The organism is Hydrogenophaga electricum (assembly GCF_030160815.1).
GTDB classification, from domain to species: Bacteria; Pseudomonadota; Gammaproteobacteria; order Burkholderiales; family Burkholderiaceae_C; genus Hydrogenophaga; species Hydrogenophaga electricum.
The window spans coordinates 1-12,125 of the sequence record NZ_BSPB01000076.1 but is presented as its reverse complement, the minus strand read 5'-3'; the positions used below and the strand labels follow the sequence as shown (position 1 = coordinate 12,125).

Genomic DNA, 12,125 nt, shown 5'->3' with positions numbered 1-12,125 from the left:
GCTGCCCGACGGCAACGCCACCTTCGCGCTCGCAGCGCAACTGGCCCGCAACAGCGCATCGCGCCCGGCGGAACTGCGCCCCGACCCGCTGGTGGTGATCGCGATCGGCCACCCGGGCGACGCGCCTTACGACCACCGCCTGCGACAGCGCGACTACACCCCGCCCGCCCCGGGCGCCTTGCCCGCCGCCGACCGGGGAGGCGCCGACCGCTGGCTGGATTTCGTGGCGCAGCAGGTGCTGCCGCGCGTGCGCGCCGCGCTGCCCGTGGACGACCGGCGCCTGAGCTTCTTCGGCCACTCCTACGGCGGTCTGCTGGGCGTGCAGGCGCTGCTGACCCGGCCGGCCCTGTTCACGCGCTGCGCCACCGCCAGCCCTTCGCTCTGGTGGAACGGCGCCCAGGTGATGCGCGAGGTCGATGCCTTCGTGCAGCGCCATGCCGCCCCCAGCACACGGCCGTTCCAGGTCCACCTGCAGCTTCGGGTCGGCGGCGACGAGCACGCCGACGCGGCCGCCACGCCCGAGCGCGCCCGGGTACAGCGCGAGCGCCACATGATCGCGCACGCCCGCACCCTGGCCGAACGGCTGCAGGCAACGCACTGGCCCGAACTCGATGTGGACTTCGCGGTGTTGCCCGGCCTGGACCACGGCGCGGTGATGCTGCCCGCGCTGGTGGATGCCATCGCGCTCGCGCAGCGCCCGGCCCTTCAGAAGCCCCCAAAAAAGAAGCCCCCCCATGACCGCCCCCGCCCCCACCTCCCCCGCCGCCGGCCTGTCGGCCCCGCCCGCGCTGGCCGGCCGCTACGCGCAGTTCGCGCGCCGGCGCTTCCTGGTGCTGGGCGTCATGGCGCTGGCCCTGCTGGCCTGCACCGTGGCCGACATGGCGATCGGCCCTTCCGACCTGAGCTTCGCCGACGTGGTCCGCGGCCTGCTCTGGCCCGACAGCGTGCCCACCGCGCAGCAGGTCATCATCTGGCAGGTGCGCCTGCCCTACGCGGTGATGGCGCTGCTGGTGGGGGCCAGCCTGGGCCTGGCCGGCGCCGAAATGCAGACCGCGCTCAACAACCCGCTGGCCAGCCCCTTCACGCTCGGCCTGTCGGCGGCGGCGGCGGTGGGCGCGTCCGTGGCGGTGGTCAGCGGCGTGACCTGGATCGCCTGGACGGAAAACCTCGCCGTCCCGGTGTTCGCCTTCATCGGCGCCGCCTGCGCCACCGGCCTGATCCAGTGGCTGTCGTGGCGCCAGGGTGCCACGGTGGACACGGTGGTGCTGTTCGGCATCGCGCTGCTGTTCACCTTCGAATCCCTGCTGTGGCTGCTGCAGTACGTGGCCGACAGCAATGCGCTGCAGCAGATCGTGTTCTGGACCATGGGCAGCCTGGGCCGCGCCACCGGCATCAAGATCGCCATCGTCGGCACCGTGCTCGGCCTCTGCATGCTCTGGTCGGCCACCCAGGTCTGGGCACTCACCGCGCTGCGTGCCGGCGAAGACCAGGCGCGCAGCTTCGGCATCCCTGTCGAACGCCTGCGCCTGGTCACGCTGCTGCGCGTGAGCCTGCTGGCCGCCACCGCGCTGTCGTTCGTGGGCACCATCGGCTTCGTCGGCCTGGTCGGGCCGCACATGGCGCGCCTGCTGCTGGGCGAAGACCACCGCTACCTGCTGCCCGGCGCGGCGCTGGCCGGCGCGCTCATGCTCTCGGCCGCCTCCATCCTCAGCAAGGCGGTGATTCCCGGCGTGGTGCTGCCCATCGGCATCGTCACCGCGCTGGTGGGCGTGCCGCTGTTCATGGTGCTGGTGCTGCGCCAGCGGAGACTGTGATGGACCAGACCCCTGCTTCCTCCGGCCTGCAACTCGACGCACTGGTGGCTGGCTACGGCGGCCAACGGGTGATCGGCGGCATCAGCCTGCCCGCCGTGGCGCCCGGCAGCCTGGTCGCGCTGGTCGGCCCGAACGCCGCCGGCAAATCGACCTTGCTCAAAGCCATCGCCGGCCTGCTGCCCGCCAGCGGCCGCGTGCTGCTGGACGGCGCCGACATGGCCACGCTGCCCACCCGCGAACGCCTGCGGCGCATCGGCTACCTGCCGCAGGCGCTGCCGCAACCGACCTCGCTGCTGGCCTACGAGATCTGGCAGAGCGCGCTGCGCGCCGGCCGCAGCGAATGGCCGGCCGAGCGGCGTGCGGCGGCGATCGAACAGGTGGTGGCCGAGCTGGATCTGGCCGCACTGGGCCTGCGGCGCATGGACGAACTCTCGGGCGGGCAGCGCCAGATGGTCGGCCTGGCCCAGGCCATCGTGCGGGCGCCGCGCCTGCTGCTGCTCGACGAACCCACCAGCGCACTCGACCTGCGCTGGCAACTGACCGTGCTCGACACCCTGCGGCGCCACGCGCGCGCCACCGGCACGCTGTGTCTGGTGGCGGTGCACGACCTGAACCTCGCCGCGCGTTTCTGCGACCAGGTGCTGGTGCTGCACCACGGTGCGCTCGCGGCCGCCGGGGCACCGGCCCAGATCCTGACACCCGCGCTGCTGCGGCAGGTCTACGGTGTGCGCGCCCGCGTCGAAACCTGCTCGCAAGGGCACCTCATGGTGCTGGCCGACGCCACCGCCAGCGCCGCTTCCGATTCCGTCCCCAGCCCGCTTGCCGCCACCCCATGATCCGTCGCCAAGGCCACGTCGCCACGCCCGAAGCCAGCCGCATCCTGCAGCGCCTGTGCTACCACTTCAGCCGCAAGATCCCCGTGCACCACGACGCGCACCAGGGCGATGCCGCGTTTCCCTGGGGCCGCTGCCTGCTGACTGCGGACGCCGCGCTGCTGCGCTTCGATTGCCAGGCCGCCGACGCCGACCAACTGGCCCGGGTGCAGGGCGCCATCGACGCGCACATCGAGCTGTTCTCGCGCAAGGACCCGCTGCGGGTCAACTGGCAGGCCATCGAACCCCTGGCCTGACCGCCTTCACACGGCGTCAGTGCGGGGTGCCAGCCGGCCCACCCCGCACCCGCCAGCCCAGGCAGCCCGCACGCACCGCCGCGTCGATGGCAGGGCTCCAGCCGTGCGCCTGCGCCAGCGCCATCAAAGCGCTGTGCGAGGCGTGGCTGTGCCAGAGCGCCGCCTGCCGGCGCTGTGTGCAAGCATCGGGGCTGCAGACCAGGCGCAGCAGCGTGCGGTGCAGTTCGCCCAGCACCTCGGCCGCCATGTCGGGGCGCCCCTGCGCTTCGTTCAGCGCCGCCAGCCCGTCGCTGCAAGCCACGAGCCCGTCCATGGCCGCACAGGCCTCGGCCGGCACGGAAGCGTGCAGCGCCCCGAAGGCCTGGGCCAGCCCCTGGCGGTAGAACGCCATCGCCGTCAGCAGACGGCCTTCCCGCTGCGCCGCCCGCGCCCAGGCCAGCACCCGCGGGCTTGCTGACAGTCCTGCTCCTGATGCGGGAGCGCGCCGCGCCGCCGCCCCGCTGTCCATCGACATCGCCATACCGACCTCCTTGTGAATTTATGAGAATGATTCTCATATGAAGTTCAAAGCGGTGCTGGAAATACCTGTTGATCAAGCGCAAAAGCCTGTCCGTTTTTCCCGTTACCCCACCCCGATGACGACGTTCTCCTTCTGAAAACAGCGCCCAGGGCTGTCTGCGGGTGTCCGCCGCCCGCGGCGGACAGGGTGTCGTTTTTTAGAGACGCATCTTAAAAATCAAATGAAAATTGTTATCATTTAATAACAGCCAGCCACCCTCCGGACACCCACGCCCCCGCTGCGGGCGTGCCGCCGTCCGCGCGAGCCAGCAATGTCCCTTCCGCTCCTTCAGGAAGACACCTGGTGTCTCGCGTTCCATGTTCCTTCGCACCCTTGCTGCTCCGGGCGTTCACCGCCCGCCTCGCGCGGCCCGCGGCTTCGACATCACCAACTTCCAGGAAGACGGCATCGGCATGCCCGTTGCCACGGGACTGCTGCATGGCGACATGGACACCGCAGTGCGCGCCGGGTCGAGGTGCTGCGCGGCGCCACGCAGCCTGTCCATCACCCTCAACTGGAAACACTGAACCCATCATGAGCCCCCGAAGCCTGCGCACCTGGAGCTGGGTGCACACCTGGAGCAGCCTGATCAGCACGGTCTTCCTGCTGCTGCTGTGCATCACCGGCCTGCCCCTGATCTTCCACCACGAAATCGGCCACATGCTGGGCACCGAAGTCGAGGCCCCGGCCATGGCCGCCGACACGCCCAAGGTCCCGCTGGACCGGCTGCTCACCACCGCCCAGGCGCAGCACCCGGACCGGGTGGTGCAGTTCGCCTCGCCCGACGAGGACGACGACAACCTCTGGTTCTTCACGCTGACACCGACACCCGCCCCGACCGACGACTTCCGCTCGGTGGTGCTGGACGCGCGCACCGGCGAGGTACTGGCCCAGCCGCGTTTCGACCAGGGCTTCATGTGGGTCATGTTCAAGCTGCACGTCGACCTGTTCGCCGGCCTGCCGGGCAAGCTTTTCCTGGGGCTCATGGGCCTGCTCATGCTGGCCGCCATCGTCAGCGGCACCGTGCTCTACGCGCCCTTCATGCGCAAGCTGCGCTTCGGCGAGGTGCGGCGCGACCGCTCGCCGCGCGTGAAGTGGCTGGACCTGCACAACCTGCTGGGCGTGGTGACCCTGGTGTGGGCCTTCGTGGTCGGCGGTACCGGCATGATCAACACGTGGGCCGACCTGCTCATCAAGTACTGGCAATACACCGAGCTGAGCAGCCTGCTCGCGCCCTACCAGGGCCAGCCCGTCACCCCGGTGGCCGAACGGGCCCCGCTGCAACGCGCCCACGACGCGGCGCTGGCCGAAGCGCCCGGCATGAAGCTGTCGTTCGTGGCCTTCCCGGGCACCGCCTATTCCAGCCCCCACCACACCACCTTCTTCCTGCGCGGCAACGAGCCGCTGACCGCCCGCCTGCTGCTGCCGGTGCTGGTGGACGCCAAGACCGCGGAAGTCAGCGCCGCGGCCCCGCTGCCGTGGTACCTGACCGCGCTGCTGGTGTCGCAGCCCCTGCATTTCGGCGACTACGGCGGCCGGCCCATGCAGATCCTCTGGGCGGTGCTCGACGTCATCACCATCATCGTGCTGGGCAGCGGCCTGTACCTCTGGATCGCGCGGCGGCGCCAGGCCCGCGCCCAGCGCCAGGCGCCCGCCACCGGCGGCGCCCTGAGTCCGGCAGGAGAAGCCCCATGAGCCTGTGGCAGATCTTTCGCTGGCCGCTGGTCGTGGGCCTGCTGTGCCTGATCGGCCTGATCACCGGCCTGGTTTCCGACGACTGGGGCGACCACCTCGCGGCCATCGGCCTCGGCCTGCCGGTGCTGCTGAGCGCCTGGTTCGGCTGGCGGCGGCCCCGCGCCTGACGCTGGCCGCCGCGACGGCCGCCCGATCCCTTCTTTTCCTCCCTTGCGCTTGACCACCATGTCCCTGCCCTTTGCCCACTCCCCCGTGTCCACCGCCGTCCTGCTGGCGGCGGGCCTGGCCGTCGCCACCAGCGCCCATGCCCAGACCAGCAGCGAGGCGCACACGCTGAAGACCGTGACGGTCCGCGCCAGCAGCACGCCGACCCTGACCACCGAAAACACCCAGTCGTACACCGCCGAGGGCGCCAGCACCGCCACGGGCCTGACCCTGACGCTGCGCGAGACGCCGCAGTCGGTCACCGTGGTCACGCGCGAGCGCCTGGACGACCAGGGCCTCAACAGCATCAAAGACGTCGTCGAACAGACCGCGGGCATCTCGTCCCAGGAGTTCGACAGCGCCCGCTACGGCTTTGCCGCACGGGGCTTCGACATCACCAACTTGCAGGTCGACGGCGTCGCCACCGCCTGGGAAGCCGGCTGGTCGGCCGGTGAATCGCTGTCCGGCGTGGCCATCTACGACCGCATCGAAATCGTGCGCGGGGCGGCGGGGCTGCTGGTGGGCGTGGGCAACCCGTCGGCCGCGATCAACATGGTGCGCAAGCGCGCCACCAGCAAGGTCTTCACCGCCCAGTTGGAACTGGGCCTGGGCAACCACCAGCAGACCCACGGCATGGTCGATCTGAGCACCCCGCTCAATGCCGACGGCAGCGTGCGCGCCCGCGTCGTCGGTGCGCTGCAGAAGCAGGATTCCGTGCGCCAGGGCGCCGGGGAAGACCACAACGAGTTCTACGGCACGGTGGCGGCCGATCTCACGCCGCGCACCCAGCTCACGGTCGGCGCCAGCCAGCAGGTCAACGACCCCAAGAGCCCGTCGTGGGGCGGCATTCCGGCTTGGTACAGCGACGGTTCGCGCACGGACTTCGACCCGTCCACCACCACCTCCGCCGACTGGACGCGCTACAAGGCCACCAACAAAGTGGCCTTCGCCGAACTCAAGCACCGGCTGGACAACGACTGGAAGCTGCGCAGCACCGTCCAGCACAGCGAAACCGGAGGCTTTTCCAAACTGCTCTACATCTATGGGGTCGTCGATCGCCAGACCGGCCTGGGCCTGACGGCCTGGCCCGGCCGCTACGCCACCACCCGCAAGCAGGACGACGTGGACCTGCAGGCCAGCGGCCCGTTCGACGCCTTCGGCCGCCGGCACGAGCTGACGGTGGGCCTGCAGCACTCGACCCAGAAGTTCGACGCCGACGGGTACCCCGCCCTGAGCTGGCCCGACGTGGGCGACTTCCGCAACTGGACGGGCCATTCGGCCGAACCGGTCTGGGGCGACCGCTACGACTACGAGTCCTTCAAAACCACGCAGACCGGCCTCTACGCCGCCACCAAGCTGTCCCTCACCGACCCGCTCAAGCTGATCCTGGGCGCACGCGCCACCGAATGGAAGAAGTCGGGCCTGGACTACTACGGCAGCGCCTACGCCATCAAGCACAGCAAGGTCACCCCCTACGCCGGCCTGGTCTACGACCTCAACGACACCTACTCGGCCTTTGCCAGCTACACCAGCATCTTCAACCCGCAAAGCGAACGCGACCGCAACGGCCGCTACCTCGATCCGATCGAAGGCAACAGCAAGGAAGTCGGCATCAAGGCCGAGTACCTCGGTGGCCGCCTGAACGCCGGCCTGACCCTGTTCCAGATCGATCAGGACAACCTCGCGCAGGCCGACGTGGGCCAGATGGTGCCGGGCTCCAGCCCGCCCGCTCAGGCCTACTACGCGGCCCAGGGCACCCGCAGCCGGGGCTTCGAGCTGGACGTGTCGGGCGAACTGCAGCCCGGCTGGAACCTGAGCGTGGGCCTGTCGCAGTTCAAGGCCCAGGACGCCGCGAACAAGGACGTCAATTCCGACATGCCGCGCAAGATGCTCAAGGTGTTCACCAGCTACCGCCTGCCCGGCGCATGGAGCAAGCTGGTGCTCGGCGGCGGCGTCAACTGGGTGGGCGGTCACTACGGCGAAGGCCTTGACCCGACGGGCAACGTCAGCCGCATCGAGCAGGCGGCCTACACCTTGGTCAACCTGATGGCGCGCTACGAAATCAGCCCGCAGACCAGCCTGCAGCTCAACATCGACAACGCCACCGACAAGCGCTACTACTCGCAAGTGGGCTTCTACAGCCAGTACGCCTGGGCCGAACCCCGCTCGGTGCTGCTGACACTCAAGCACCGGTTCTGATCACCGCCGTGCATACCCCGTGGCCAGGACGCCGGCGGCCGGCCACCCGCCGCCGCACCGACCGCCGGGGCGAAAAGGGCTGACCGCCATGCCCGAGCGACTGGCCGCCCTGATCGCGCAAGCCGGCCTCCAGCCGACCCGTTACCGGCTGGAGGTGCTGGCGCAGTTCTGCCGCTTCGGACCCACGCCCCGCGGCTGGCAGGACGCCTACGCCGCGCTGCGCCAGCGCGGCGTCCCGGTGGCCTACAGTTCGGTGACGCGGTTGTGCGTCTCGCTCGTGCGCGCCGGCCTGCTGCAAAGCGTGCCCTCCGGCGGGCGCCAGTACACCTTGCGCCCCACCGCGCCGGTGATCGCGGCCTGGCAGGATGTCGACCGCGCCGATCCACCATCCTGATGCGTGGCCTGCATCCAAAATGGCGCCTCCGCCCGCGCACGGCGGTGGCGCGGGTCTAGAATGAAATTGTTCTCATTTACTCAAAGGAGCAGGAGCACCATGAAACCTTCGTCCATCGCCGCCGCCGTGCTGGCCTTGTCTTCCCTGGGCCTGGCCCCCTGGGCCGCCCAGGCGCAGACGCCTTCCATCGCGGTCACGGCCCCGACCGCCACCTCCGAAGTCGACTACAAGGCCGTGGCGCGCCACTACGCCACCCTGGTGCACGCCAACTACAGCGACGCCCTGTCCAGCGCCCGTGACATGCAGGCCACCATCGCCGCCTTCGTGGCCGCGCCCTCGGCCGAAGGCCTGAACAAGGCACGCAAGGCCTGGCTGAACGCGCGCGAGTTCTATGGCCAGACCGAGGCGTTCCGTTTCTACGGTGGCCCGATCGACGACGACAACGGACCCGAAGGCCAGATCAATGCCTGGCCGCTGGACGAAGCCTATGTGGACTACGTCGAAGGCAAGCCCGACAGCGGCCTGGTCAACAACCCGAAGTTCAAGATCACCAAGGCCAACCTGGCCAAATTCAACGAGCGCGGCGGTGAAGAGAACATCAGCGCCGGCTGGCACGCCATCGAATTCCTGCTGTGGGGCCAGGACCTGAGCGAAACCGGCCCGGGCAACCGCAGCTTCGAAGACTACGTGGTGGGCAAGGGCAAGAATGCCGAGCGCCGCGCCCAATACCTGACGGTGGCCACCTCGCTGCTGATCGACGACCTGGCGGCCGTCACCAAGGCCTGGGAACCCAGCAAGAAGAACTACCGCGCCAAGTTCGAGAAGGGCGGCAAGGAATCGGTGCGCAAGATCATCGTGGGCCTGGGCTCGCTCTCGCGCGGTGAACTCTCGGGCGAGCGCCTGGAAGTGGCCCTGAACTCGCAGGACCAGGAAGACGAACACTCCTGCTTCTCCGACAACACCCACCGCGACGCCGCCACCAACGCCAAGGGCATCCAGAACGTGTGGCTGGGCCAGTACCGCCAGCGCGACGGCAGCCTGCTCAAGGGCCCGGGTGTGCGCGATCTGGTGGCCACCAAGAACCCGGCGCTGAGCGACAAGGTGACCGTGCAGATCGCCGAGTCGGTCAAGCTGGCCGAAGGCATCCCGGCCCCGTTCGACCGCGCCATCATCCAGGGCTCGGCCGGTCGCCCGGTGATCGAAAAGACCATCGCCAGCCTGGTCGAGCAGTCCAAGCTGCTGGTGGAATCCGCCGGGGCCGTCGGCATCGCCAAGCTGACCCTGGTCGAACCCTGAGACCGCACCGGAGCGGCCTGGTGCCGCTCTTTCTGGCCCGGCGCGCCCACGGGGTGCCGCGCCGGGCCCGTTCCAGCCCCGACGGGCCACCCCTGCAGAATCCCCGACACCATGAAACTCCATCCCGCAGCCAGCCGTTTCACGCTAGCCATGGGGGCTGTCGCGGCCGCATCGGCCTTGCTGTTCCTCCACGTCCGGGCCAGCGCCGAACCCGACCCCGACCCGCTGGGTGAACGCACCGGCGGCCGCGGTACCGTCTTCGCCACTGGCCGCCAGGCGTTTTCTTTCGGCCTGGCCAACCTCACCGATGCCGAGCAGACGCGCTTCGTCATCGGCAATTCGTTCTTCAAGCGCAACTGGGTCGAGGCCCCGGCCTCCACCACCGCGCGCGACGGCCTGGGCCCGCATTTCATCGCCCGCTCCTGCGCCGGTTGCCACGTGATGGACGGCCGCGGCGCCCCCCCCGAGTGGAAAAACACCCTCGGCCCCGACCCCGAGAACACCGTCGCGCTGCTGTTCCGCCTGTCGGTGCCGGGCACGCCCGACCCGCACGCCGGCGTCAAGCCCGAGCCGGTTTACGGGGACCAGCTCAACAACGCCGCCATCCAGGGCGTCCAGCCCGAAGGGCAGGTCGAGATCCGCGTGCAGCCCGTTCCCGGCCGCTTTGCCGATGGCACCCGCTACACGCTGCAAAAACCGGTCTACCGCTTCACGAAGCTGGGCTACGGACCGATGGCGCCCGACGTGATGGTCAGCCCGCGCATCGCGCCCCAGGTCATTGGCCTGGGCCTGCTCGAAGCCATCCCGGAAAGCGAGATCCTGGCCAATGCGCGCGACCAGGCGGCGGCCGGCGGCCCCATCCAGGGCCAGCCCAACCGCGTCTGGGACGCTTTCGCGCAGAAGGAGGTGATCGGCCGCTTCGGCTGGAAAGCCAACACCGGCACCGTGGCACACCAGAGCGCCGGCGCCTTTCTGGGCGACATGGGCATCACCAGCAGCGTGAACTGGCGCGAGACCTGCACCCCGGCCCAGAAAGACTGCCTGGCCGCACCGCACGGCGGCGGCCGGCGCAAGGGCCGCGACGGGCTGGTGCCCGCGGCGATGGCCCGAGCCGATCAACCGGAAATCGACGACAAGACCCTGGGCGACGTGATCTTCTACACCGCCACCCTGGCCCCACCGGCCCGGCGGCAGCCGGACGACCCGCAGGTGCTGCGCGGTCAGGCCCTGTTCGCGCAGGCCCAGTGCGCCACCTGCCACCGCCCCAGCTACGTGACCGGCGCACCGCCGTTTCCGCACCTGACCAGCGCCAGCATCGCCGGCCAGCGCATCTGGCCCTACACCGACCTGCTGCTGCACGACATGGGCCCCGATCTGGCCGATGGGCGCCCCGACTTCCAGGCCAGCGGCCAGCAATGGAAGACGCCGCCGCTCTGGGGCATCGGGATGTTCAAGGCCGTCAACGGCCACACCCGCCTGCTGCACGACGGGCGCGCCAACGGCGTGCTGGAGGCCATACTCTGGCATGGCGGTGAAGCGCAGGGTGCCAAGGAAACGGTGCTCGGCATGAACCAGCGCGACCGCGAAGCCCTGGTCAAGTTTGTGGAGTCGCTGTGAACCCCCTGCCGTCTGCCCCCTCTTTCCGTGCCCGTGCTGTCCGCGCGCCCTGGCTCGGCGCCCTGCTGGCCACTGCAGCGCTGACCGCGCAGGCCCAGGTCGCCATGCCCTACTACACCGCCGAGCAGGCGCTGCAAGGCCTCTACGGCCGGCACGAGCAGCCCCGCGCGCAGGCCTTCCACGCCGAAGCCACGCGGCTGGTGCAGACGGCGCAGGCGCATTGCGCCCAGTCGGCCCCGCTGTCGGCCCTGCGGACGCAGTGGCAGCAGACGCTGCTGGCCTGGCAGGCGCTGGCAACGCCCGCCATCGGCCCGGTGGTGGCCCGCCGTTCGCAGCGGCAGATCGATTTCTGGCCCCCGCGGCCGGCCCTGCTGAAAAAGGCGCTCGATCGCGCGCCCCAGTCGCTGGCCGACCTGGAACGCGTCGGCAGCCCGGCCAAGGGCTTCCCGGCGCTGGAACAGCTGCTGTGGGCCGCACCGCCCGACGCGCCGCTGCCGGCCGCCACCTGCGCCTACGCCACGCTGGTGGCCCAGGGCATCGAAGCCGAAGCCGCCGCCCTGCAGACCGCTTTCGAGGCGCGCGCCGACAAAGACTGGAGCGACAGCGCCGAAGACACCGGCGCCGCGTTCGCCGAATGGATCAACCAGTGGCTGGGTGGCCTGGAGCGCCTGCGCTGGGCCTACATCGAAAAACCCCTGCGCAGCGCCAACGGCCGCGCACCCGGCTTCGCCCGCAGCACGCGCGAGGCCGACGTGGCCGACTGGCAGGCCCAGTGGCAGAGCCTGCGCGCCCAGGCCCGGCTGGCGCCGGGGCAGTACGCCACGCCCCCGGCACCTGGCGAAGCCCTGGTGCCGATCGAAGCCCTGCTCATGGGCAAGGGCCAACTGGCGCTGGCGCAGCGCTGGGCGCAGGCGCTCGACAAGGTCGACGCGGGCTTTGCCGCGCTCTCACCCCAGACGCCGCCCCAGGCCCTGCTGGCCCTGGCCCAGCAGATGAAGGCCGTGACCGTGCTCTACCAGAACGAAGTCGCCAGCGCGCTCGACGTGCCGCTGGGTTTTTCCGATGCCGATGGTGACTGACCGGGGGACGCCCCCGTGATCCGCCGCCACAGCCTGCTGGCACTGGCCGCGCTGGGCGCGATGCCCGCCTGGGCGGTGCGAGGCAGCGGCCCGGGCGCGGCCCCGGGCCACGCGACGCTGGCTGCGGCGTGGCAGGATG

The 12,125-nt window shown here is 70.3% G+C and carries 12 protein-coding genes and 1 pseudogene; 12 read left to right on the top strand and 1 reads right to left on the bottom strand.

Annotated elements, in window-relative coordinates:
• Positions 1-91: 91 nt before the first annotated feature.
• The 4 genes and pseudogenes from QQK43_RS23500 to QQK43_RS21510 form a co-directional block, all read left to right on the top strand.
• Positions 92-484 (top strand): annotated as a pseudogene (locus QQK43_RS23500) (alpha/beta hydrolase); the annotation flags it as partial.
• Between the two features lie 250 nt (positions 485-734).
• Positions 735-1,814, top strand: a complete 1,080-nt coding sequence (locus tag QQK43_RS21520) for a FecCD family ABC transporter permease (protein ID WP_284309407.1) — start codon at positions 735-737, stop codon at positions 1,812-1,814.
• Entirely contained in the window at positions 1,814-2,650 is an 837-nt protein-coding gene (locus QQK43_RS21515) for an ABC transporter ATP-binding protein (RefSeq protein ID WP_284309406.1), read from the top strand. The genes QQK43_RS21520 and QQK43_RS21515 overlap by 1 nt, the downstream gene beginning before the upstream one ends.
• Positions 2,647-2,943, top strand: coding sequence for a DUF2218 domain-containing protein (locus QQK43_RS21510; protein ID WP_284309405.1), 297 nt, complete (start codon positions 2,647-2,649; stop codon positions 2,941-2,943). Before QQK43_RS21515 ends, QQK43_RS21510 begins: the two co-directional genes overlap by 4 nt.
• A 16-nt stretch (positions 2,944-2,959) precedes the next feature.
• Here the strand turns inward: QQK43_RS21510 and QQK43_RS21505 are convergent, their stop codons facing one another.
• Positions 2,960-3,463, bottom strand: a complete 504-nt coding sequence (locus tag QQK43_RS21505) for a DUF2753 family protein (RefSeq protein ID WP_234264275.1) — start codon at positions 3,461-3,463, stop codon at positions 2,960-2,962.
• 356 nt (positions 3,464-3,819) lie between these two features.
• On the opposite strand from QQK43_RS21505, the gene QQK43_RS21500 reads away from it, so the two are divergent.
• From QQK43_RS21500 to QQK43_RS21465, 8 genes are all read left to right on the top strand, one after another.
• Positions 3,820-4,029 (top strand): hypothetical protein, encoded by a 210-nt coding sequence (locus QQK43_RS21500; protein ID WP_284309404.1) that lies wholly within the window; start codon positions 3,820-3,822, stop codon positions 4,027-4,029.
• Between the two features lie 7 nt (positions 4,030-4,036).
• Complete coding sequence (locus tag QQK43_RS21495; RefSeq protein WP_284309403.1) at positions 4,037-5,197, top strand: PepSY-associated TM helix domain-containing protein; 1,161 nt, start codon at positions 4,037-4,039, stop codon at positions 5,195-5,197.
• Positions 5,194-5,364, top strand: a complete 171-nt coding sequence (locus QQK43_RS21490; protein WP_284309402.1) for a hypothetical protein — start codon at positions 5,194-5,196, stop codon at positions 5,362-5,364. The genes QQK43_RS21495 and QQK43_RS21490 overlap by 4 nt, the downstream gene beginning before the upstream one ends.
• An 85-nt stretch (positions 5,365-5,449) precedes the next feature.
• Entirely contained in the window at positions 5,450-7,600 is a 2,151-nt protein-coding gene (locus QQK43_RS21485) for a TonB-dependent siderophore receptor (RefSeq protein WP_284309401.1), read from the top strand.
• 88 nt (positions 7,601-7,688) lie between these two features.
• Positions 7,689-7,994 carry a hypothetical protein gene (locus QQK43_RS21480; protein WP_234264279.1) on the top strand — a complete coding sequence of 102 codons (306 nt, stop codon included), beginning with the start codon at positions 7,689-7,691 and terminating at the stop codon, positions 7,992-7,994.
• Positions 7,995-8,093: 99 nt separating this feature from the next.
• Positions 8,094-9,290: an imelysin family protein gene (locus QQK43_RS21475; protein ID WP_284309400.1), complete on the top strand. Its 1,197-nt coding sequence runs from the start codon at positions 8,094-8,096 to the stop codon at positions 9,288-9,290.
• A 111-nt stretch (positions 9,291-9,401) separates the two neighbouring features.
• Positions 9,402-10,907: a di-heme oxidoreductase family protein gene (locus tag QQK43_RS21470; protein ID WP_370465333.1), complete on the top strand. Its 1,506-nt coding sequence runs from the start codon at positions 9,402-9,404 to the stop codon at positions 10,905-10,907.
• Positions 10,904-11,986, top strand: a complete 1,083-nt coding sequence (locus QQK43_RS21465) for an imelysin family protein (protein WP_234264281.1) — start codon at positions 10,904-10,906, stop codon at positions 11,984-11,986. The genes QQK43_RS21470 and QQK43_RS21465 overlap by 4 nt, the downstream gene beginning before the upstream one ends.
• The last annotated feature ends 139 nt before the right edge of the window (positions 11,987-12,125 follow it).